This is a genomic window from Microbulbifer maximicatervae (SeqCode) (genome assembly GCF_052467385.1).
In genome coordinates, this window is record NZ_CP174311.1 from 4,080,978 (window position 1) to 4,104,246 (window position 23,269).

Genomic DNA, 23,269 nt, shown 5'->3' on the forward strand with positions numbered 1-23,269 from the left:
AAGGCTATTTATATACTTACAAACCTCGCCACAGAGGGGGCTTACTCTTCCAATTACATAGCTCGAAGGCAAAAAAATTAGATTACTACAAAGCTTTAACCTTATGTGGTTGACCCACCTCTCAAATTAACTCCTGCAGAGACTAACAGCCCCGTCAGACAACACGAGAAGCCTCAAATCAATTTAACCGGGCACCAAATACGAATAAAGCAGCCCTATAGCAAAGTTGGAGCTATCTAAAACTGACACCTATAGACAAGCCCCCCCTGCCCGCAGAACAAAATCATTCCACCCTCTGTTTCACAGGATTTAACCCACTTTTTGAGCCCAAATTTAGCAGTTTCCTCGCTCAAATCCCGCAGATTGCCCCTACTCGCCCCGATTGCTAAGATGCGCGCCTGCCGCTATGGCCCGGCTTCCCCTTTGGTTCCGTATTGCGACACTGGGGCTGCCTGCAAACCGATTTTCCCAAGCGTTACCCTCGCCTATCCGCAACGCGGAGGCCCGAGGCTTTCCACAGGAAAAGCGGTACTGAGGCCAGGTGCTATTTTTAACCGCGAGCGCACCGCGACGACTCCCTGCGACTACAGGAACGAAGTTTATGACCCAACCATCGCTGCAGCAGTTGGAACAACACGACGCCTTTATCCATCGCCATATCGGCCCCGATGCCAAACAGGTAGAGGCCATGCTGGAAACCCTCGGAGTTGCCAGCCTCGAAGAGCTGATCGAGAAAACCGTGCCCGAAGCCATTCGCAAGACCGATGAGCTGGATCTGGCCGACGCGATCAATGAAGTTGAGGCCCTCGCAGAGCTGAAAGATATCGCAGCGCGCAACAAGATCTACCGCACCTTTATTGGTATGGGTTACCACGACACCATTACCCCCAATGTGATCCTGCGCAACGTGCTGGAGAATCCGGGTTGGTACACCGCCTATACCCCTTACCAGCCGGAAATTGCCCAGGGGCGCCTGGAAGGCCTGCTGAACTTCCAGCAGATGATTATGGACCTCACCGGTATGGAATTGGCCAACGCCTCCATGCTGGATGAAGGTACCGCAGCAGCTGAAGCCATGGCCATGTGTAAGCGCCAGGTCAAACGCAACAAATCCAACGTCTACTTTGTAGACCAGGACTGCCACCCACAGACCATCGCCGTAGTTAAGACCCGCGCCGAGCACTTCGGCTTCGAAGTAGTTGTAGGCGATGTGGAAAAAGATATCCCCGCCGAGCTGTTCGGTGCCCTGCTGCAATACCCCGGCAGCACCGGCCGCGTACGCGACCTGACTGACATTATTGCCAAAGTACACGAAGCCAACGCCCTGGTAACCGTGGCCGCTGATCTGATGAGCCTGGTAGCCCTCCGAGCACCGGGTGATATGGGCGCAGACGTAGTTGTTGGCTGTAACCAACGTTTCGGCATCCCCATGGGCTACGGTGGTCCCCACGCTGGTTTCTTCGCCTTCCGCGAAGCTTACAAACGCTCCGCACCAGGTCGTATTATCGGTGTGTCCGTGGACAGCAAAGGCAAGCGCGCCCTGCGCATGGCCATGCAAACCCGCGAACAGCATATTCGCCGCGAGAAAGCCAACTCCAACATCTGTACTTCCCAGGTGCTGTTGGCGGTAATGAGCGCTTTTTATGCGATTTACCACGGCCCTGAAGGCCTGAAAACCATCGCTGCCCGCATCCAGCGCCTGGCAGATATTCTCGCTTCCGCCCTGCAGCAGGAAGGCTTTAACCTGGCCCACGACAGCTGGTTCGATACCCTGAATATCACCGTTGGCGCCAAGCAGGAAGAGATTTACCAGCGCGCCCTGGCCGCAGAGATCAACCTGCGTAAAATTGGTGAAGACGCTCTGGGTGTGAGCCTGAGTGAGACCGCCACCCTGCAGGATGTGTCCGACCTGATCAATGCGTTTATCGGCACCGAACACAGCATCGACCTGCACACCCTGGACAGCGAAATTGCCAGCAAGGGCTCCCTGGGTGTACCCGCCGCCCTGGCGCGCGATACTGAATTCCTGACTCACCCAGTGTTCAACACCTACCACTCCGAGACTGAGATGCTGCGCTACCTCAAGTCTCTGGAGGCCAAGGATATCGCCCTGAATCACTCCATGATTCCCCTGGGCTCCTGCACCATGAAGCTGAATGCCACCGCCGAGATGATCCCGGTTACCTGGCCCGAATTCGGCAAACTGCACCCCTTCGCACCGGTAGAGCAAGCGGAAGGCTACGCGGAAATGTTCCGCCAGCTACAGCAAATGCTGTCCGCCTGCACCGGTTACGATGCGGTGAGCCTGCAGCCCAACGCCGGTTCCCAGGGTGAATACGCAGGCCTGGTTGCTATCAAGAAGTACTTCGAAGCGAAGGGCGAAACCCAGCGCGACATCTGCCTGATTCCCGCCTCTGCCCACGGCACCAACCCGGCATCCGCCATGATGGTGAGCATGAAAGTGGTTGTGGTTGCCTGTGATGATAAAGGCAATGTGGATATCGAAGACCTGAAAGCCAAAATCGAAGAGCACGGCGACCGCGTTGCCGCACTGATGGTCACTTACCCGTCCACCCACGGGGTGTTCGAGGAAGGTATCCGCGAAGTTTGCGATCTGGTTCACCAGGCTGGCGGCCAGGTTTATATCGACGGTGCCAACATGAACGCCTTGATCGGCGTCGCAGCTCCGGGCCAGTTCGGTGGTGACGTATCCCACCTGAACCTGCACAAAACTTTCTGTATTCCTCACGGTGGCGGCGGCCCCGGTATGGGTCCGATCGCTGTTGGCGAGCATCTGAAGCCCTACCTGGCGGCCCACCCGGTGACTGAAGTACCGGAAACCAATCTGGAAAACGGCACCATCTCCGCCGCTCCCTGGGGCTCCGCCAGCATCCTGCCGATCAGTTGGATGTATATCCGTATGATGGGTAAGCAGGGCATGAAGCAGGCTACCGAGATGGCGATCCTGAACGCCAATTACGTAGCCAAAAAACTGGGTGAACACTACTCCCTGCTCTACACCGGCACCAATGGCTTTGTTGCCCACGAGTGCCTGGTTGACCTGCGCCCACTCAAGGAAGCCAGCGGTATCACTGAAGAGGATATCGCCAAGCGTCTGATGGACTTTGGCTTCCACTCCCCCACCATGTCCTTCCCGGTAGCCGGCACCCTGATGATCGAGCCTACCGAAAGCGAATCCAAGGGTGAGCTGGATCGCTTTATCGAAGCGATGGCAACAATTCGCCAGGAAGTGGAAGATGTAACCAGCGGTAAATACACCCCAGAGGACAACCCGCTGCACAATGCCCCTCACACCCTTGAGGACGTGATGAGCGATGAGTGGACACACAGCTACTCCCGCGATATCGCTGCGCGCCCAGCGGCGTGGTTAAAAGAGCATAAGGTGTGGCCCGCCGCTAACCGTATCGACAACGTATACGGCGACCGCAACCTGATCTGCTCCTGCCCTCCGATTGAGAGCTACGCAGAGTAAGATTCAACACTCTCACAGGTGGATTTAAAAGCGGGCTTAATGCCCGCTTTTTTATTCGACCCACAATACTTTTATCGAACTGGCACAAACTCTCACTTCCTGTATAGCTACGTATTTGCAACCATCACCTTTCAACAATATTATTCTGCGTTAACTTAGTTAAAAATCCTCACATAAGCGGCGCCTAACAACAAAGAAACGGTATTAGAACGTTTTGGCAAAAATTCAGCCAAACTTTCTAATCGCCCCAAGCTTTCAACATCGGAGGTGAAAGTGACCATTAAAGTCTTAAAAGAAATATTAATTGCGAAGGGAAAAGCAGACTCTTACTCTGACGGTCAAACACCCATAGATCTATGGAGAGCTCTGAACAAAAAATCAGACCAAGGTGTCTTCGACTTTATAGAAAAAGGTTTCATTCTGTCTAACGGACGTCCTAGACCAGCAGATATCACCATAGAATACCGCGATGGGACAGAGTGGGTTTGCATAAAGGATCGCCCCAGGGGACTCAGCACTTTTGATAAACCAGGATTACCAAAAGGCAAAAACTGGGAGTACTACAAAATTCCTACAGGGACAGTTTTGCCAGAAGGTATTGCAATTGTAAAAGATGAATATAACACCAGATTTGAGGCAACACACTATACGATAGCCCCAGCATACGACATGCCTCTGAATCAATTTAAGAGTAAGTTAAAAATACTAGAAAAATCCTTAATTAAGGAAGCTATATAATGGAAGTACCTAATACCTGGGCACCACTACTAATTTCTGCTGTTAGAGATGCCGTTTTGTATCAAGAAAGCCTTTTAAGAAGTGAGACCATAGGCGACAAGACAGACTATGAGGAGCATCACTTACAGCTAACACAGTTCCTAGAGTTTCTTAAAGAGGAATATAAAGTGATTGAAAAGGAAACAGGTATACCCTTAGAAAAACTATTATAAAGCTTTTCTTCTGGGTGGCTTCAAACCACCCTGAAGCATATTAAGCTAAACAAATATATCCACACCACTTATCGCCCATAGCTGTATAGGATATCCCCATAAAAACAGTAATAATACAGACATTCCTGCCTGTACTGATTAGTTAGCTTTAGCACATCCCCGCTTCAGCAAGTCACACAAGATTCCACGGGGAATTTTTAACTACTTAAGGCAACTAGGAACCGCTGAAGTACCTGGCCATATTGTAGAAAGGTAACTGCTAGAATCTTTAGTCACATTAAATATCATAGTGCCGCCACCAAGGTTATTATTCTCATTACATGATGCTAAAGCGCTCGCTGCAGAAGCACTATTCAACACAGTAGAAGCGCCAACACCCAGCTTAGACTTATCAACACCCAGGTTGATATATTTCTGGATTCTTGAAGTACAACTTGAGCCCAACCAATAGCTCATCTCCCAGCCATAGGTTAGTTGATCGCCCAGTTTCTTGCCATTCCATTCAGCCTGAAAAGCATCGGTATCACTCCAGAGTGCTTTGGAAATGATTTTACTCGGCATTTTCTCTCGCAATGCACTAGTCACTTTTACCAGGGAATCAGAATAGGTTTGGCTGCACTGTGAGTACTCATCATCAATATCAATACCATCCAGACCATATTGATCCACTGCATCTTTCAACTGCTGAGCAAAGTCATCAGCGGATTGCTCATCGGTAAAACAAGACCAACCTGCATTTTGGTGATTTCCGAGAACACTGAGCACCACTTTCGTACCCTTGTCTTGCAAGCCTTGTACTGTACTCAAATTGTTATTGAGCAAGTCTGACACTTGGTCATTAAAATGCAGTACAGCTTTCTGACCATCGTAATTAATATTTGCCGCGAAGATCACAGCTATATCAAACAACTGGCTGCCATCGCTCTCTGTAAAGCAGCCTGCATTGCCCAGGTTATTACTATTAACTTCTACGTAAGCAACTTTAGGCGCTGACACACTTTCCTGAGGAGTATCAGATTTACACAGAGTTGAGCCCAGCTCACGGATTTCATTCTTACGTGAACCACACCCATACCCGCTGCCATCCATGGAGGCATTATCGGCAAGATTTGCAATTTCCCAGTCCCCCAGGACGGAACACAGCTCATCCTTATAGATTTGAGCCTCAAGATAGGTGACCGGGCTTGCATCAGATGCACAGCTGCTTCCACTAACAACATGAGGCGCTGAAGGTTCGGATTTACACAATGTCATGGATAATTGGCGACTTTCATTACTCGTCAATTGGCAATTATTTCCCAGATGTTCTATTGAGGACCCGTCTGATAAACCAACCAAATCACCATTACTGAGAAGATCACAAAATTCATTAGGATAATTAAGCGCTTCAGAATAGCTTACTGTTGTAGTGTCCGAGGGACAGTCATCCGAATTGACCACTTCAATATCTGCGTATGCACCAGTCTGAAATAAAATGGTGGTACAAGCAGCCTGCATTGCTCTACGTGTCGATTGTTTCATATTTATGCTCATTTTTTATTATGTAGTTATGTGAATTCTATAATCTAATATCGATAGTCAAAAAAAATGGTGTAGAGCTTACACTCTACACCCAACACTACGATCAACGAGGTATTAGAATTTATAGCTTGCACCAATATATAGTCGGCGCCCAGAGTAATTATAATAAGTCATTCTGTTTTCCTGCTTCCAGAACCCCTCTGCCTTTTCCTCCGTTAAATTAATGATAGATGCCGTGAAATTGAGGTTTTCATTGAAGGTAAAGCTGGCATTAAGATCAAGCTGCCCATAAGCTTTATCGTATAAATTATACCCTTGGTGAAGCCCCCCAGCTCGATCATCTTTCCAGTTATAAGATGCTCGCACACTGTACAAATCATTTTCATAATAACCGGAAAGATTGTACTGGTGCTTAGCCGTTCCAGGAATTTCTGCCTCAGTTTCTTCACCATTAACAAACACCCCTGAAGTACTGGTGTCGGTGTAGGTATAATTTGCCATTACACCAAAACCACTTTCGAACGCGTGTTGTGCAAACAGCTCAACGCCTCTTGAAGTTGCCTCAGCACCACCCGTTTTTGTGGTCATGTCGACTTCAATGGGTCCATTGCAGCAATTGTGCTCACGTAATACAACTTCAGTTGTGGTTATAGGAAGGTTGCTGATATCCTTACTAAATAATGTTGCCCCAAGTGCGGAAGCATCAAAGTAATACCATTCAATTCCCAGGTCGAATTGATTGGAGAGCATCGCTTCTAGCCCAGTATTTGCTGAAGTGCCAGTCCCACGGCCGGTCCAAGAATCCGGCGAGTTAATATTTACAGGGGGGCCATAAGACTCAGCCTGCCCCAAATCAGCATAACTAACTCGAGACATGGTTTTTGCTGCAGCAAATCGTATTACAAGGTCATCAGTTAGATCCCAGGCAATATTCAAACTTGGTAGGAAGTTTTCACTGTCAGCACTTCGGTTATTTGCATTGGTGATATCTGTCTCTTGACCAATGATGTCATCGTACGTCGAGGTAGTTAAGTCGGTATTAACATAGCGGACACCAAAGTTACCCCGGAAGGCTTCCCATTCAAAGTCTGCCTGTGCGTAAAGTGAAAATATTTTTTCCTCGATGGTATAGGTACCGGATAAGACAGGAACTACAGTCCGGGTAAAATTATCACTAACGTAGGCTTTAAGCGCATCTATATCAAAAGGCAGATAGTTAATAGCCCCGGTATCGCCTGCGCTATTATCGATTACGCTGCCGCCAAGTAAGATTGAAGTGTCTGGATGAAAATCCGGGTTGTGGAACCATTCGGTACCCGACAACCACCCACGATAACCACCGTTATCCGAAATACCGTCATCCCACAGGAAAGTATCTCTTAGGGACTTGGCTTCATGATCCCGATATTTAGTACCGACATAGATTTTGTTAACTATTCCCCAATAGGTATCAAATCCCAGGTCAAGCTGATAATAATCTTCCCTATCCCGATTTTGGGTAGCGTCAGAACTAAACCAGTCATAATATGGATAGGCCTCCTGATCCGAGGTGAGATCTGTAGAGATTTCGTAGCTAGGTTCCCCGTCGGCAATAGACCACAGCCAACTATTTACGGAACCATAACGTGCATCCATATTTGCCATGATTCTTTCGGAGACACCTCCTTTTGCAGAGCTGCGCCCAATATTCACTGCTGCTGTGTAAGAATCACCTTCATACAGAATTTCGAGGTCGAATGTATGAGATTCTGATTCACCGTAGCTATCCTGCCCGGTCAATTGCGGAGACATTAAACCTCGCTCTACCTCAACACCACCATTGACATCAGCATCGCCCCAGTTATCAGCATTTAGCAAGCCGTTATCACCGTTGCCATAGGTGACCACGGTATCCCCTTCCAGCTCAACGCCAAAGTAAGGGTTATGGTTATCATTCCATTCAGCTAAGGTGAGATTCTGACTACGGGTATCGTATCCCAACTGGGAACCGAAATAGTTCAGAGAAAATTCCAAACGCTCAGTAGGCCGCCATTGAGTGGTAATTTGATAACCATCCCTAGCCCTATCCTGCTCATGATTACCAATACCCATAGCTCTGGGCGCCCAAACATTGTTGTAAACTTCACCAGTTTCCTGGTCAACAATTGCCGGACGCTCAGCACCTTCAACTGTATCTGAATGGAATCGCCAATGGCTCGCGTAGTTTTCAATTGAGGTTACGGTTCTGTCCTGCTTGGTATAGCCAGCCAGGATACCAAAGGTTTCACTCTCATTTTTCCAGGAGTAAAAAGCACTATATTGAGGTTCCCACTGCTCATTAGTATCTGAGTAAGTGGTTTCAGTAGTTATAACACCCTCACCAGAATCCATTTCCAGAGGCTTACGACTGTGTAGAATAACCGTTCCGCCAATTCCTCCTTCATCAATTCTAGCTTCCGGGCTTTTGTAAACTTCTACTTTGCTAATCATGTTGGATGGCAGCAAAGTGTAATTAAAGCTTCGAGATGGCGCTTCTCCATCTGAGGTTGCAATGTAGTTTCCATTTAACTGAGTCAAGGTCCACTCGGCACTGGTACCACGAATACTGACTCGACTACCCTCTCCACCACTGCGTGTAATTGTGATCCCTGGCACGCGCTGAAGAGAGTCTGCAACATTCTTATCCGGGAACTTGCCCACATCCTCGGCGGTTATCGCGTCTACAATAGCATTAGAATCCCGCTTAATTTCCAGGTTTCTGGTATTACTCTCAAGAATTCCGATTACCTCAATATGATCCATCGGTTTGTCTTTCTCAGAGATATCATCAGCAATCGCCACGCTACTAATGGCTAATGAAATAGCGGAGACTAGCGATTTCTGCTTAATCTCCCGGCTCCAGATTTTGACCGTGGTTCGTCTATTATTCTTGACTGTTTTCATAGTATCCCAACTTTCTTTTCTTATAAGTTTTTTAAAAGAGCTCCTCTCCAAATTGGAGAGGGGCGAGAAACCGTCAGGGGACCCTAAACCCCGTAATGACAGTCCACTTGTTGAGCACTAAAACCCTAAGAAAAAAACGGGATAAGGGGGTAATAGAAACTGAGACAGGAATAGAACAAAATCGGCGTTTGGAATTTTGGAGGACACTAAGGGAAAGGTATTAGAAGGTATGAAAGGCCAAAATTCGATTATGGATTTACAGGATATTCAACAAATAGATAAACTATTTTTAAAGAGAAGAAAGCCAGCACCAAACCATTTCAACAAAAAACTTCTATTGATTATCCATCTCTAAGTAGTTCAGGAATGGCCTATCGCATTCAAAGTTGAGACTGAACTTCTTCTCTATAAATAGCGGGAAGCTGCCCAAACATGGTCTTGAAATGTCTACTGAAGTAACTGTGAGATGGAAATCCGACACGGTATGCGATTTCAGAAATTGGCCGCTGAGTGTCCACCAGCATACGACGGGAGTTCTCTAACCTAACCTCTCTGACAAACTGCATTGGAGTTTTCTCCAAATACTTTTTAAATCGCCTCTCAAGGGCGCTAACAGACAAACTGGCTACCTCTGCTAGCTGTTCGACAGTAATCGGCTGACTGTAATTATTTTTAATATATTCAACAGGCTTTTTCAGCTTATCCATTCTGGAGAGCGTTTTGACCGTTTCATTAAGGTCGCGAGCTACGCCATAGGTACCAATAATTTTTCCAGTGGAATTCTTTAGTGGGCGCTTGGATGTCGTAAACCAAACCAACTCTCCACTTTTCCCTATATTTAACTCCAGTCGATCTGTAATCGTTTCACCCTCCATCACTCTTTGGTCATCACGCATATAGTTTTTTGCGAGATAAGAGGGGGAAAAATCCATATCAGAGCGGCCCACAACCTGATTAAGGGACCTGCATCCCACATGCTCAATAAACTCTCGGTTACAATGTACTACGTAACCAGAATCATCTTTCACCCAAAAAATAATATCTGATATTAAATCAAAAACCGCAATAATCTGCTGGGTAGACACCATTTCCAATATTGATTCAGACTTCATTATTATTATCTGCAATAGCTGGTAAAGAGCCCCTGTCTTTTTACATCGGCTTGAATTACTGCACAGGTCTAGCAAGCAGAAAAGACACTAAAAAGCGCCTTCTCGGCACTCTCCCCGCACCTCACCCCCATCTGCAGAAATAACCCGCTCAATTTCAAAATAGCCACGCTCACAGAAACCGGTTTCCAACATCTTTTGCTCGAGAGCCCAATCTAAATAACGCTCTACTCGGTCACTTGAACGGCCTCCCAAACCGATAGTATCCCGCTGCATTCGACGTTGAGAACTAGGCTGGTTTGAAACTGGGGGAGGAAGATCCTGCCGATCCTTCTCAAGAGTAAATGTAAAACGCTTAGCTCCGTTTTGAGCAATCTTAGTTACAAACGACTCTTTCATTCCGGGAATCGGCTTGTTACTGGAACAGGCACTGAGAAAAATAGGTAACGCTAGGCCAGCGGCAATAAATAAGCGGGCCTGAAAACTGCTAATATTTTTATTATTCACTCAAAATCCTCTCTAAACACTAACCTGCTTTACTACATCGAGCGCAAAGTTAGTATTGTTTACTGCGTTTCTATTTAAATACCACTGTTTTATTTCCGTGTATAAACACTCGCTCCTGCAAAACTAGTTGCAGCGCTCGAGTCAAAACCAATTTTTCGACATCCCTACCTGCATCCGCCATGGTTTCTGCAGAATAGGCATGATCCACATGTATTACATCCTGTTCAATGATCGGCCCTTCATCCAGATCATCGGTAACAAAGTGCGCTGTGGCTCCAATAATTTTTACTCCACGCTCGTAGGCCTGCTGATAGGGCTTGGCTCCGATAAATGCGGGCAGGAAAGAATGGTGGATGTTGATAATGCGTCCACTATAGCGAGCAACAAAATCAGGGGTCAGCACGCGCATATACTTGGCCAACACCAGATAATCCGGGTTGTACTCATCCACTAAGGTGGCCACTTGCTGCTCGTGAGCTCCGCGCTCCATCCCCTCTGCAGAAATACAGTGGAAAGGAATATCAAACTTCTGTACCAGCCCCTCCAGATCCGGGTGATTGCCGATAACAGCCGCGATCTCCACATCCATAGCGCCGGAATAGCACTTCATCAGGATATCCCCCAGGCAGTGGGGCTCGCGGGTAACCATCAGCACCAGGCGTTTCTTCCGCTCTATGGATACCAAGCGACGCTCTGCGCCCTGGGGCAGTGTCATATCCAGATCTTCCAGGAAGGTGGCATCGTTAAAGATACCCTCCAGGGCAGTGCGCATAAAGAAGCGCCCCTCAACCCGGTCCACGAACTCATCATTTTTGATGATGTTCAGCTGGTGCTTGTAGCAAATATTGGTAATCTTTGCGATCAGACCCTTATCATCGGGGCAGTCGGTCAGCAGTATCTTCTTTTCCATGGTCAAATTTCAGGCCAAATATCCAGAGTCCAGACTATACACTATGCCGACTTTACGATTCAGCGATCCATTCCGGGGAGAACATGGATAAAAACCTTTACGCCGATCATATGGCCACCCTGTACCGCCGCTACGACGAAATCCTCGAGCAGAGCGGGTTTGATACCCTCAACGTATTCAGTGGCGCTCCCAGGGTGCAGTTCCTGGACGATAACTATTACCCGTTTAAGGTGAATCCCCACTTTAAGGCACTGGTTCCCATTACCGACAACCCCCACAGCTGGGTTATCTATCAGCGCGGACAAAAGCCAAAGCTTTTGTTCTACCGCCCAGTAGACTTTTGGCACTATGTACCGCCGGCACCCCAGACCTTCTGGAGCGATTTCTACGATATCGAGCTACTGAGCAAGCCGGCCGATGCCCAGGCGTTCCTGAGCTCGGAGAATACCGCTTTTATCGGTGAGAGCGACAAGCTGCAAGGCTGGTCACTGGGGGAGGAAAATCCAGAGCTTCTGATCAACCGCTTGCACTGGGCCCGCGCTTATAAAACGCCTTATGAGGTCGCCTGCCTGCGTGAGGCGAACCGTATTGCGGTCAATGGGCACCGCGCCGCCGAACAGGCTTTCCGCAGTGGCGCCAGTGAATTTGAAATCAATCAGGCCTACCTGGGCGCTGCAGGCCAGGGTGAGAACCGTATGCCCTACGGCAATATTGTTGCCCTGAATGAACACGCCGCAATCCTGCACTACACTCACTTGTCTACTGAGCGCCTGCCTAAGCCGCAGCTGAAAAGCTTCCTGATCGATGCGGGCGCTGACTGCAATGGCTACTGCTCTGATATCACTCGCACCTACGCCTGTGCCGATAATGAGTTCGCAGAGCTGGTAACGGCCATGGATGAAAAGCAGTTGCAGCTGGTAGACGACCTCAAACCTGGCCTGCCTTACCCAGAACTACATCGCCAGTGCCACTTAAACGTAGGCGAGCTGTTGCTCCAATTTGGCATTATCAAAACCTCTGCCGAGAATGCCGTGGAATCCGGCTTAACTCGCCCCTTCCTGCCACACGGCCTGGGTCACTTCCTCGGCCTCCAGGTACACGATGTCGGCGGTCACCAGACCGGCCCCGATGGAGGCACGACACCCCCACCGGCCAAGTACCCATTCCTGCGTACCAGCCGAACTATCGAGGAGAACCAGGTATTTACCATCGAACCTGGACTCTACTTTATCGATAGCCTATTGGGAGAGCTAAAAGACTCAGACCTCGCTGCCGAGGTTAACTGGGATAAGGTCGACAGCTTCCGCCCCTACGGCGGCGTCCGTATTGAAGACAATATTGTCGTACACGCAACCGGCAACGAAAACCTTTCTCGCACCCCTTAGTTCATAGAGTAACGCAATATTGTGAGAGTGCTTACAAGTAAGCGCTCTCGCAATACCTTTACCTTACTCCGAAAGTTAAAACATTAAAGAACGCCCTACCGCTCCCGCTTTTCCTCTCGCCGCTTGCGCCCCTAAGCTGCTTGCCCCCTCACCGAAAAGAAGCCAAAGTCCATCACCGGTATTACAACAAGAAAAGGGACAATTCATGAGAAAAAAAACACTGGCAACGCTTATCGCAGCCACAGTTCTAGCCGCAGCCAATAGCGCTTATGCAAAATCAATCGAGTATATTTTTTACGATAAAGAGGGCATTGCTGGCTCTGAAGTTATTCATCAGGATGGAACAAAGGTATCTGGTGAATTAAAGCTCGGCTGGAATAACCGTCGCCTAAACCTCAAGGAGAGCTTCACTATCGGTGAGGCGGCAATGCCCGAGCAATTATCCATTGAAGGGATCAGCCCATTTGGTGCTCCAGTCAGCGAAGAATTTTCCCTGGAAAATGGTGTCGCTCGCTGGAAAGGTTCCGATGAACATGGCAGTGCAAAAACTTCCGAAGCCCAATTTTATATTCCCAAGAACAGTACCCTTGCCGTACAGACGCAATTGGTAAAAGCACTGATTGCCGATGCAGATCAAAATATTGATTTACTGCCGCAAGGAAAAGCACGTCTCCATAAGCTTGATAAAGTGACCCTGCAACAAGGCGAGAAGAAGAAAACGGTCCACCTTTACGGCGTAAGCGGCCTGGGCTTTACCCCAGATCTCGCCTGGTATGATGACAATGGGGATTTATTTGCCTCCGACGAAGGGGGATGGTTCGCCATCCTGCGCAAAGGCTGGGATATATCTCACCTCGAAGAACTGAAAACCCGGCAAGTCGCAGCCGCAGACCAGTACCTGCAAGGTATTGCCAAGAAACATACCCACACATCAACCCAACCCATCCTGATCAGCAACGTCAACCTGGTTGATGTTGAATCTGGCAAACTGCAGAGAAAGCACCATGTGCTGATCAAAGATGGAAAGATCGCAAAAATCAGTAAAAAACCGATCAAAGCCAACGGGGCAACCACCATTGATGCCCGTAACCATACGCTGATCCCCGGCCTCTGGGATATGCACGCCCACTTATCCCCTACCGATGGTGTTCTGAATATGGCCGCTGGCATTGTCAATGTTCGCGACATCGGTAATACCCATGAAAGTATCATGCGAATTGAAGGGATGTTTGAGTCAGAGCAAATCATTGGCGGCGACCTTTTCCGCGCGGGCTTTATGGACCGGGAAAGCGAAAATGCCATGCGAATGGGCAAGACTGCGGACAGCCTGGAAGAAGCCAAGGATATTGTCGAGTGGTATGCCGATCACGGCTATCAGCAAATTAAAACCTACAGCTCGATGGAGCCCGAGTGGATCGCTCCCTTAGCCAAGCATATCCACGAAAATGGTATGCGTTTGTCCGGTCATATTCCTGCATTTATGACCGCCGAAGAAGCAGTGGACGCGGGCTTTGATGAAATTCAGCATATCAATATGCTGTTCCTGAATTTTATGGGCAAGATAGATACCCGTAAAAGACTGCGCTTTACAGAAATCGGAGAGCACGCCCACGAGCTGGATCTGGATAGCAAAGAAGTGGCTACTTTCCTGGATAAGCTAGCCAAGAAAGGCACTGTCGTAGACGCAACCACCACCGTATTCAGTTCGATGTTACTGCGCCAGCCGGGCAAAGTAGATCCTGAATTTGCCGATATTACCGACCACCTTCCAGTCAATATCCAGCGCGCTTTTGTTGGCGCCGAACTGGATGTGAAGCCGGAACACCGGGATGATTACGACCTTTCAGCGGAAGCCCTGCTGGCCATGATGCTCAAACTACACGAACACAAGGTCACTATGGTCGCGGGCTCCGATGGCATCCCCGGATTCACCCTGTTACGTGAACTGGAGCTCTATGCCAAAGCCGGTATTCCCAATATTGATGTGCTGCGCACGGCCACACTGGTACCGGCACAAGTTATGGGGGCCGACGAGTACACTGGCAGTATTGCGGTGGGTAAAAATGCAGACCTGGTTTTACTGGAGGGAAATCCCCTTGAGGATATCACTGCGTTACGTCGCACTGCACTGGTGCTCGAGGGACAAAATATGTATCGCCCGGATGAGCTTTACACTGCCTTGGGTATTAAACCTTTCCACCCTTCAGTGCCATTTGAATTAAATAACACTACTACAGTAGCCACCAAGTCCGAGTAAGCAAAAAAAACAGAAGCGGAAAAAACAGTAGCGGGAAAAACTGAAAAGAAAAACCGGCAATCCAAATGATTGCCGGTTTTTTTATTTATAAATTGGCTAGGCCAGTTCTGTGCGCACAGTGCGCGCAGCCTCTACCATATTCAGCAAGGATGACCCGACCTCAGCCCAGTTGCGGGTTTTAAGGCCACAGTCCGGATTTACCCAAAGTCTCTCAACCGGCACCACCTGTGCAATTCTCTTAAGTCGCTCTATCAACTCCCCCCTTTCCGGCACATTGGGCGAGTGAATATCGTAAATGCCAGGTCCAATTTCATTGGGGTAACCACCGGCCTTGTCGGCAAACGCGCTGAGTAGGCGCAAGTCGGAGCGAGCAGATTCAATAGTAATTACATCCGCATCAAGGGAAACGATGGCATCCATAATTGCATTGAAATTGCTGTAACACATATGGGTGTGGATCTGGGTTTCCGCTTTTACTTCACTACAGGTGTAGCGGAAACAACCCACGGCCCAGGCAAGATAATCCTGGTGCTCAGACTCTCGAAGGGGAACTCCCTCACGCAAAGCCGGTTCATCAATCTGGATGATCCCGATACCGGCCGCCTCAAGATCCAACACTTCTTCCCGCAATGCCTTGGCAATTTGCAGACAGCTCTCACTGCGGTGAATATCTTCCCTCGGGAAGGACCAGTTGAGAATTGTCACCGGGCCGGTAAGCATACCTTTTACCGGCTTATTAGTAAGGCTCTGGGCATAGCTGCTCCACTCTACTGTCATAGCGTTAGGCCGAGAGATATCACCAAAAATAATCGGGGGTTTCACACAGCGAGAGCCATAACTTTGCACCCAGCCATTACCGGTGTGTACAAAACCATCCAGTTGCTCCCCGAAATATTCCGCCATATCGTTGCGCTCTGCCTCACCATGCACCAGTACATCCAGACCGAGTATTTCCTGACGACGGATAGCTTCGGCAATTTCAGCGCGTAGATGTTCTAAATAATCCGCTTCAGAAATTTCGCTATTGCGGTACTTGCGGCGCACACCGCGCAAAAGATCCGTCTGTGGGAATGAGCCTATTGTGGTGGTGGGCAGCAGTGGTAATTTCCAACGCTTGGCCTGTACTAAAGAGCGATCCTGAAAGCACTGTTGACGCCAGGTATCCCGTAATTGATCAGCAATGGAGCCCTCGGCTACACCACTCTCTCCGCCTGAGACAGGGATCTCTGTGTCCTCATTGAGCAGCTGCTGTAATTGAGCCAACTCCTGAAGTTTCTGGCGGCTGTAAGCAAGCTTCTGTTTTTGCTCACTGGGCAGCTTGATCTCTGTTTCCAGATCCACAGGGCTATGGAGCAGGGAGCAACTGGCTGATAGCCACAGGCGATCTCCCAACTGTTTCGCCAAAGGCTGCAAAGTGCCCTGCCAGCGGTTGAGGTCTGCTCGCCACACATTGCGCCCATTAATCACACCCGCAGACAAAACCTTGTTCTTACCTGCCAACTGGACCGCAGCTTCAAGTTCTTCAGGTGCGCGTACACAGTCAATATGTACCCCAGACACCGGGAGGGAAAATGCCAGCTCCAAATTCTCGCGCAAAGGTGAGAAATAGGTAGCCAGCAGTGTATTCACCCCCGGAGCTACTGCCGCAATCTGCTGGTAGGTGCTATCAAAAGCTCCACGCCATTCATTCGGCAGATCCAGGCCTAGTATGGGTTCATCCAACTGCACCCAATCAACCCCGAGGTCAGCGAGCTGAGACAGCAACTCGGCATAGCAAGGCAGGAGTTGTGGCACTAAATCCAGAGGGCTATCCACACCCCGCCCCAGCCACAGGTAAGTGAGTGGTCCGATAACCACCGGCTTGGCTTTGTAGCCCAGGGATTGGGCTTCTCGCACCTCGTCAAGTAACCACTCACTATCCAGGGAGAAGGCCTGATCATTACAGAGCTCAGGCACCAGATAGTGATAATTGGTATCAAACCACTTGGTCATGGCACTGGCCGCTACCGGCTGTCCCAATGGAGCGCGACCACGGGCCAAGCGGAAATACTGGTCCAGCTTGTTGTCTGCCGCCCCCTCTGCAAAACGCTGGCCGACCACACCAAACATCAGGGAGTGATTCAGAACCTGGTCGTACCAGGCAAAATCCCCCACAGCTACACGGCTCAAGCCGGCCTCACTTTGGGCCTGCCAGTTACCACGGCGGATCTCTGTGCCCACTTGCAGCAATTGCTGCTGGGGCATATCACCGCGCCAATAGGCTTCTTGCGCTTTCTTTAGTTCGCGATTGGCTCCGATACGCGGATAGCCGAGGATATGTGTTTGCACCATGGCCGCCTTCCCAAGCTCTTTCCTGTGAGGGGAACAAAGTTGCCCCATTGAAAAATACCCCGCATCTGCGATCTCGGTAACGGTCGCATTAGCGAGAGTCCTGACTTGATTGTGTGCGCACAGTGCTGTTCAATCAATTTCATATTTTTTGCAAATAACATGAATAATTTTAATGATGATTGAATTGCGCCATTTGCGTGCGCTGAGTGTTTTGCGTGAGACAGGCAGCCTGGTACGCGCAGCGGAACGCCTTCACTTGACCCAGTCGGCTCTTTCGCACTTATTTCGCGAAATGGAGGACCGGCTCGGCCAAGAACTGTTCATACGCAAATCCCGGCCTCTGCGATTTACCAGTGCCGGTCTGAGACTGCTGCAGTTGGGCGACGACATACTGCCCCAGGTAGCTATAGCGCAGCGGGACCTGTCCCGCCTGGCATCTGGGCAAGCGGGCAGGCTCAATATCGCTATCGAGTGCCACAGCTGCTACCAGTGGCTGATGCCCGCACTGAATACCTATCGGGACGGCTGGCCAGAAGTGGAACTGGACCTGTGCAGCGGCTTCCACTTCGCTCCCCTGCCCGCACTGGTGCGCGGCGATCTGGACCTGGTTGTCACCTCCAACCCGGACCCGGACCTCAAAGGCCTGCACTACGAGCCGCTGTTCAGCTTTGAAATGTGCCTTGCCATAAGCCGCAAACACCCACTGGCGCAGGAGAGCAAGCGGCGCTGGGTAGAACCGCAGGAGTTAGCTGGTGAAGTCCAGATTACCTACCCGGTTGAACGAGAGCGGCTGGATATCTTCCAGCACTTCCTCGACCCCGCTGGAATTGAACCTGCAGAAGTTCGAACCGCAGAACTGACCGTGATGATGGTTCAGTTAGTAGCCAGCGGCCGAGGGGTTTGCGCCCTGCCCAATTGGGCGCTGCACGAGTACCTGCAAAAGGGGTTTGTTTCCCAACTCCAGCTGGGTAAAGAGGGCCTTTGGAGCACTCTCTACGCGGCAGTGCGGGAAGATATGCTCGAGCAACCTTATCTCACAGACTTCCTCAAAACCGCACGGGATACCAGCTATACCAATCTGCAAGGTGTGAGAGCGGCCAAAACCAGCCCCAGTGTGGCAGAACCTGCCTAACCACTTACAAAAGTTAACTGGGCGGCTTAAGCCTTTGCGGAAATAATGACTCACTCAACCTCAGCACAATTATCAAACAAACTGAATATTTTCAGATCAAACAAATCAATGGTTTGGTCTGGCCGGAGAGGCCGGTAAAATTACACAAATAACGATGGAGCCTCTGAATAACTCCGTGATACCTCTGGCTTACAGAGCGGTTCACACTCAAGACGCGGCTTCGCAGGAATGTCCAGACCTTGCAAGAAGTCGCAACGCAGAGTGTGAATCGCTCTGCAAGCCCCGAAGGGCGGGTCTTGAAGGCCGCATCTGCTGCATGGCAGCGTCCGCAAAGGACTGTGACCATTCGCACTGAGCTGCGTCTAACACCTGCGGCCTTCAAGACCCGCAGAGGCATTACGGAGTTATTCAGAGGCTCCTTATATACGGCATTGGCCTGTACCCGGCCAAATGCCTGGACTTTGTAGGAGACCCTCTATGTCAAACCCGGTTGAACGTTGGAACTCAGTGAGTAAAGGACTGCACTGGCTTTTTGTAATCCTGCTGCTCTCTGTGTGGGGAGCGATTGAACTGCATGAGTTTTACGAGCGCGGCGACCCCATGCGCGGCTGGTTTATGCAGCTGCACTTCTCCCTGGGAGTCGGTGTCCTGATGCTTCTGGCCCTTCGCCTCTACTGGCGTGCACGTCACAAGCGCCCACAGATTGAAGGCAAGAAGTGGCAGAAGGCGCTGTCCAGCCTGACCCATGGTGGACTCTACCTGTTGATTCTGGCTATGCCGGTATCAGGCATCGTGATGCGCCAACTGTTTGGGCGCGATACCGAGTTTTTTGGCCTGTTTGCCGTTCCCAACCTGTTCGCCAAAAACCCGGATCTGGGCAAGCAAATCGCTTTCCTGCACAAAGATGTAATGTGGCCCGCCCTGCTCGTACTGGTTGGACTCCATATCGCCGCCGCCCTGTGGCACCACTTTATTGCCCGCGATAACACACTCACCCGTATGCTGCCACAGCGCTAATTCAAGTCAGGGAAGAAATAGAAGAAAGGAAACTGAATGGGAGAGCGCAGGCCTGCGCTCTCCCGGAATAAACCTGCTAAACAGGTACGACTTACTCGTCGTTATTGCCGCGCTTGGCTTTGGGCTTACCTTTGGGCTTGAACTTAGGCTTACCCTTGGGCTTCCCTTTCGATTTCACCGCCGCTTCATCGAAGCGGGTGATTTTCATCGGTTTACCGGAAACACGCACCTTCTTCAGGTGTTGGAACACTTCTTTCGGCATTCCCTGGGGCAGATCTACCGTGGTGAAATCGTTGTAGATTTCGATACGGCCGATATAGGAGCTGTCCAGATCCACCTCATTGGCAATAGCGCCAACAATGCTGCCGGGGCGCACGCCCTGCTCGCGGCCGATCTCGATACGGAAGCGCTCCAGCCCCTCATCGGGCGGCGGCAGCTTGCGATCTTTCTCGAAGCTTTCCTTCTTGCGGCGGCGACCACCGTCAAAGTCATCATCGCGCTCGCGACGCTCTTTGCGCGGCCTCTGCTCTTTCTCTTGAATCAGCAGGGGCTGGTCACCCTGGGCCATTGCAGCCAGCGCGGCAGCAACATCCAGAGGGTCAACTTCATTCTGCGCCAGGAATTCCTCAACCAGCTGGCGATAGGGCGCCAGATCAGTTTGGCCTTCCAGGGTCGCGGTAATGCGCTCGCGGAAGCGCTGCATACGGGCGCTGTTAACTGCATCTGCGCTGGGCAAATCCAGTTTTTCGATCGGCTTCTTGGTCGCTTTCTCGATGACACGCAACATTCGGCGCTCGCGGGGCGCCACAAACAGGATCGCATCGCCTTCGCGACCAGCGCGGCCGGTACGACCGATACGGTGAATATAAGCTTCGGTATCGTAGGGGATATCGTAGTTAATCACGTGGCTGATACGCTTTACGTCCAGTCCACGAGCCGCAACATCGGTGGCTACAACAATATCGAGCTTGCCGTTTTTCAGCTTGTCGATCACGGCTTCACGCAGGTTCTGCGCCATATCACCGTTCAGGGCGGCACTGGCGAACCCTCTGGCGGCCAGCTTATCTGCCAGTTCCACGGTGCTGTTTTTGGTGCGCACGAAGATAATCGTAGCGTCCACCGGCTCCGCTTCAAGAATACGGGTCAGTGCATCCAGTTTGTGCAGGCCGCCAACCGGCCAATAGCGCTGGCGAATGGTTTCCGCAGTCTCTGTCTTAACACGGATTTTTACTTCAACCGGCTCATCCAGATGCTCGCGGGCGATGCGGGCAATCTCTTTTGGCATAGTGGCGGAGAACAGCGCAATCTGGCGCTCTTCAGGAATCTGCTCCAATACCCACTGCACATCATCGATAAAGCCCATGCGCAGCATTTCATCCGCTTCATCCAGCACCAGGGTGCGCAGATTGGACAGATCCAGGGAACCGCGACGCATATGGTCCATCACCCGTCCGGGAGTACCTACCACCAACTGAACGCCACGCTTCAACTGCTGTATCTGGCCGCGGTAGTCAGCGCCACCGTAGATAGGTGCAACGTGGAAACCTTTCAACTTGGATGCGTAAGACTGGCAGGCTTCAGCCACCTGAATAGCCAGTTCGCGGGTCGGTGCCAGCACCAGTGCCTGAGGGCGACGATCCTTCAGGTCCAGCTGGGAGAGTAGCGGCAGCGCAAAAGCTGCGGTCTTGCCAGTGCCGGTCTGGGCCTGGCCTAGCACATCCCGCCCCTCCAGCAGGGACGGAATAGTTTGTGCCTGGATCGGGGAGGGAGTCTCATAGCCGAGCTTTTCGATGGCGCTGAGAATTTCAGACGGCAGACCCAACTGGTCGAAGCCGGCCGCTTTAGGGGTATCGGTCATTTCGGAATTCACTTGAAGCCAAAGTCCCTATCGCGGGACCGGAGCGGTGGGTAAAAGGCCGCGCAGTCTAACAGGTTAGACGATCCAGATCAGCCTGTTTTTTAGGCAAGTTGATTAGCATGTATCTCCGCCGACAGATAGGATATCAATATTGGGTAGATAAAAAGAAAAGCGTCATTGATCTAGAAGTAAAAAGAGTACAGCGCTCCTTAGACCAGATCCACCTCAGTTTCAGGCTGCCGCCTTCGCTCCGTTGCACGGGCCTCCGTCAAGCGCCTGCAAACTCCATCGATTGTAGCGGCAATATGGCGGGAGAAGCTGCCATCCACTTGAGTCTTGTCATAGAGATAAGCCCGAAATCGCTGGAAGAACTCCGGGTCTACCGGGTCGGGTTGACTCCAAAAGCTGGAGAGCCCCCCTTGATGAGTCAGCCCCGGTAAGTCATACAGTGATCTTCCAAGTACTTGAGTTGGCACCTCGTGGAAGAGTGCAGATATGCCCACTGTACTGTTGATTGTTACAACCCCTAGGGTGTGATCGAGCAAAGTCGGCAGGTGCAGGTCATGACAGTAGATAACCCTGCCGGTAATCTGGTAACGAGTTTCCAGCTCTCGTATCAGCTTTTGATAGTGACAAAACCCACGATCCATCGGGTGGTGCTTTATTACCATCATCGAACCCTTTGGAGCATTTTGTGCAAACGACTGCAACACTACCTCTATCGCATTTTCGATAGAAACCAAATCAGAGTGCTTTCGCAGTTGAAAATCATCGCGGGTTTGAAGTGGAAAAAGAAAGTACCGGCCGCTGAGTTCACCCGTCAAACGGGCCGTAAGTCCCCGCTCCATCAGTTTATACAGGCCTTTTCGATAGAAACTCCTGATCCAGCAAACACCTTCACCTAGCCAGCTGAGACTTCGGTGGTGCCGATAGTGGGGAAATTCCGATTGGGAAACCCGCATCGCAAGATAATAGGCCATTGCAAAACGCGCTCGCCTAAAAAAAGTTTGCCCAACAGATTTAACCGGCTTTCGCTCTCTGGCTAGATAACTATTAATTGCTTCTCGAGACCAGTCCGTACGCGAATGAGCGTTAACCCCGCCAAATTCAAGAGTGATAAAATCCGGGCGCAAATATCCCTCTTCAAATACACCAAAAGCGATCCCCTTGGACTCGCAGATGGATTTTGCAATGGTATGCAGGCGGCGGCAGTCCCCATAGCAAATAACAGTATCTACATTATTTTTAGATAGATAATCTGAGAAGAAGGCACTCCAATCACTTTCTCCCCCGGTGAAATCCACCTGAAAATCAGCCCAAGCAAAGTAGCGATCCCCGCCATTAAAGTTGATCTTATGAGTAATGACTCCGCTCTGTGACAAGCGCCTTGCCAATTGGGCAAAGAATGGGCCATGAGGTCCTTGTAAAAATACTGCCACAGACATGTATTGGCTTTTCCTTGAGCTAAGGTCACTGGATACGTTGATACGAGGCGATGAATAAAAAAGAAATGACTGTGAAATTAGGCAAACTTCACAGTTATTATATTGAACTGCTTTTTACATCTATGCGAACCATCTAACAACATAGAACTTGGATATTAGAGTCGCTACTAACAGGGCAGAAACTTCTGTAAATTTGGCAGCAAAAACTGCCCTACTATGGTTTCTTACTTCAAGGATCTTCCCATCAATCAAACTGTATAGTCTAAAAATTCCGACACACAATTTGTATTTGGTACAAACCATAAAGTCAATTTATCTAAAAGTACAACCACTCAGCCCGCCAAAAAATTAACATCTGGCGACACATGAGAAGAGGTTAGCCCTGTAGTAACCCGAATAAATTCCAGCTCCATTTAATCCCACATCTTATAC

At 50.0% G+C, this 23,269-nt stretch carries 16 protein-coding genes; 8 read left to right on the top strand and 8 right to left on the bottom strand.

Translation table 11 applies throughout. The annotated features are described in order from the left end of the window. Positions 1-601 precede the first annotated feature (601 nt). From gcvP to ACJJIR_RS17440, 3 genes are all read left to right on the top strand, one after another. Positions 602-3,493, top strand: coding sequence for an aminomethyl-transferring glycine dehydrogenase (gcvP, locus tag ACJJIR_RS17430; RefSeq protein ID WP_444906298.1), 2,892 nt, complete (start codon positions 602-604; stop codon positions 3,491-3,493). A 273-nt stretch (positions 3,494-3,766) separates the two neighbouring features. Then, a complete protein-coding gene (locus tag ACJJIR_RS17435; RefSeq protein WP_413664538.1) occupies positions 3,767-4,231 on the top strand; it encodes a Tse2 family ADP-ribosyltransferase toxin in 465 nt (154 codons plus the stop codon). Further along, positions 4,231-4,443, top strand: coding sequence for a hypothetical protein (locus ACJJIR_RS17440; RefSeq protein ID WP_282934107.1), 213 nt, complete (start codon positions 4,231-4,233; stop codon positions 4,441-4,443). The genes ACJJIR_RS17435 and ACJJIR_RS17440 overlap by 1 nt, the downstream gene beginning before the upstream one ends. A gap of 201 nt (positions 4,444-4,644) precedes the next feature. Here the strand turns inward: ACJJIR_RS17440 and ACJJIR_RS17445 are convergent, their stop codons facing one another. The 5 genes from ACJJIR_RS17445 to purU form a co-directional block, all read right to left on the bottom strand. After that, positions 4,645-5,964, bottom strand: coding sequence for a glycosyl hydrolase family 18 protein (locus tag ACJJIR_RS17445; RefSeq protein ID WP_444906299.1), 1,320 nt, complete (start codon positions 5,962-5,964; stop codon positions 4,645-4,647). Positions 5,965-6,078: 114 nt separating this feature from the next. After that, positions 6,079-8,886, bottom strand: coding sequence for a TonB-dependent receptor (locus ACJJIR_RS17450; RefSeq protein WP_444906300.1), 2,808 nt, complete (start codon positions 8,884-8,886; stop codon positions 6,079-6,081). Between the two features lie 380 nt (positions 8,887-9,266). After that, complete coding sequence (locus ACJJIR_RS17455; RefSeq protein WP_413664535.1) at positions 9,267-9,998, bottom strand: AraC family transcriptional regulator; 732 nt, start codon at positions 9,996-9,998, stop codon at positions 9,267-9,269. A gap of 87 nt (positions 9,999-10,085) precedes the next feature. Continuing rightward, the gene (locus ACJJIR_RS17460) at positions 10,086-10,502 is read right to left on the bottom strand and encodes a hypothetical protein (protein ID WP_444906301.1); all 417 of its coding nucleotides are present in this window, start codon (positions 10,500-10,502) and stop codon (positions 10,086-10,088) included. A 70-nt stretch (positions 10,503-10,572) separates the two neighbouring features. Next, positions 10,573-11,412, bottom strand: a complete 840-nt coding sequence (purU, locus tag ACJJIR_RS17465; RefSeq protein WP_282934112.1) for a formyltetrahydrofolate deformylase — start codon at positions 11,410-11,412, stop codon at positions 10,573-10,575. Between the two features lie 83 nt (positions 11,413-11,495). Between purU and pepQ the strand changes: the two genes are divergently transcribed. Next, positions 11,496-12,797, top strand: a complete 1,302-nt coding sequence (pepQ, locus tag ACJJIR_RS17470) for a Xaa-Pro dipeptidase (RefSeq protein WP_444906302.1) — start codon at positions 11,496-11,498, stop codon at positions 12,795-12,797. A 205-nt stretch (positions 12,798-13,002) separates the two neighbouring features. After that, positions 13,003-15,054, top strand: a complete 2,052-nt coding sequence (locus ACJJIR_RS17475) for an amidohydrolase family protein (RefSeq protein WP_444906303.1) — start codon at positions 13,003-13,005, stop codon at positions 15,052-15,054. A gap of 96 nt (positions 15,055-15,150) precedes the next feature. On the opposite strand, the gene metE is transcribed toward ACJJIR_RS17475, so the two are convergent. Beyond that, positions 15,151-17,385 carry a 5-methyltetrahydropteroyltriglutamate--homocysteine S-methyltransferase gene (metE, locus tag ACJJIR_RS17480; protein ID WP_444906304.1) on the bottom strand — a complete coding sequence of 745 codons (2,235 nt, stop codon included), beginning with the start codon at positions 17,383-17,385 and terminating at the stop codon, positions 15,151-15,153. Between the two features lie 172 nt (positions 17,386-17,557). Here metE and ACJJIR_RS17485 point away from each other — a divergent pair, with 172 nt between their 5' ends. The 3 genes from ACJJIR_RS17485 (at position 17,558) to ACJJIR_RS17495 (ending at position 19,534) form a co-directional block, all read left to right on the top strand. Next, the gene (locus ACJJIR_RS17485; protein WP_444906305.1) at positions 17,558-18,517 is read left to right on the top strand and encodes a LysR family transcriptional regulator; all 960 of its coding nucleotides are present in this window, start codon (positions 17,558-17,560) and stop codon (positions 18,515-18,517) included. Positions 18,518-18,756: 239 nt separating this feature from the next. Then, complete coding sequence (locus tag ACJJIR_RS17490; RefSeq protein WP_444906306.1) at positions 18,757-18,984, top strand: hypothetical protein; 228 nt, start codon at positions 18,757-18,759, stop codon at positions 18,982-18,984. A 10-nt stretch (positions 18,985-18,994) separates the two neighbouring features. Further along, a complete protein-coding gene (locus ACJJIR_RS17495; protein WP_444906307.1) occupies positions 18,995-19,534 on the top strand; it encodes a cytochrome b in 540 nt (179 codons plus the stop codon). A 91-nt stretch (positions 19,535-19,625) separates the two neighbouring features. Here ACJJIR_RS17495 and ACJJIR_RS17500 read toward each other — a convergent pair whose 3' ends face one another. Together ACJJIR_RS17500 and ACJJIR_RS17505 are read right to left on the bottom strand one after the other, a co-directional pair. Continuing rightward, positions 19,626-21,392, bottom strand: a complete 1,767-nt coding sequence (locus tag ACJJIR_RS17500; RefSeq protein WP_282934580.1) for a DEAD/DEAH box helicase — start codon at positions 21,390-21,392, stop codon at positions 19,626-19,628. A 209-nt stretch (positions 21,393-21,601) separates the two neighbouring features. Continuing rightward, positions 21,602-22,837: a capsule polysaccharide biogenesis protein gene (locus ACJJIR_RS17505; RefSeq protein ID WP_444906308.1), complete on the bottom strand. Its 1,236-nt coding sequence runs from the start codon at positions 22,835-22,837 to the stop codon at positions 21,602-21,604. Positions 22,838-23,269: the final 432 nt, after the last annotated feature.

What these genes read in the sequence shown, in the direction of transcription:
- ACJJIR_RS17505 (WP_444906308.1), bottom strand. Translation starts at nt 22,837, where the DNA reads ATGTCTGTGGCAGTATTTTTACAAGGACCTCATGGCCCATTCTTTGCC.
- ACJJIR_RS17440 (WP_282934107.1), top strand. Translation starts at nt 4,231, where the DNA reads ATGGAAGTACCTAATACCTGGGCACCACTACTAATTTCTGCTGTTAGA.
- ACJJIR_RS17500 (WP_282934580.1), bottom strand. Translation starts at nt 21,392, where the DNA reads ATGACCGATACCCCTAAAGCGGCCGGCTTCGACCAGTTGGGTCTGCCG.
- gcvP (WP_444906298.1), top strand. Translation starts at nt 602, where the DNA reads ATGACCCAACCATCGCTGCAGCAGTTGGAACAACACGACGCCTTTATC.
- pepQ (WP_444906302.1), top strand. Translation starts at nt 11,496, where the DNA reads ATGGATAAAAACCTTTACGCCGATCATATGGCCACCCTGTACCGCCGC.
- ACJJIR_RS17485 (WP_444906305.1), top strand. Translation starts at nt 17,558, where the DNA reads ATGATGATTGAATTGCGCCATTTGCGTGCGCTGAGTGTTTTGCGTGAG.
- ACJJIR_RS17455 (WP_413664535.1), bottom strand. Translation starts at nt 9,998, where the DNA reads ATGAAGTCTGAATCAATATTGGAAATGGTGTCTACCCAGCAGATTATT.
- ACJJIR_RS17495 (WP_444906307.1), top strand. Translation starts at nt 18,995, where the DNA reads ATGTCAAACCCGGTTGAACGTTGGAACTCAGTGAGTAAAGGACTGCAC.
- metE (WP_444906304.1), bottom strand. Translation starts at nt 17,385, where the DNA reads ATGGTGCAAACACATATCCTCGGCTATCCGCGTATCGGAGCCAATCGC.
- ACJJIR_RS17445 (WP_444906299.1), bottom strand. Translation starts at nt 5,964, where the DNA reads ATGAAACAATCGACACGTAGAGCAATGCAGGCTGCTTGTACCACCATT.
- purU (WP_282934112.1), bottom strand. Translation starts at nt 11,412, where the DNA reads ATGGAAAAGAAGATACTGCTGACCGACTGCCCCGATGATAAGGGTCTG.
- ACJJIR_RS17475 (WP_444906303.1), top strand. Translation starts at nt 13,003, where the DNA reads ATGAGAAAAAAAACACTGGCAACGCTTATCGCAGCCACAGTTCTAGCC.
- ACJJIR_RS17450 (WP_444906300.1), bottom strand. Translation starts at nt 8,886, where the DNA reads ATGAAAACAGTCAAGAATAATAGACGAACCACGGTCAAAATCTGGAGC.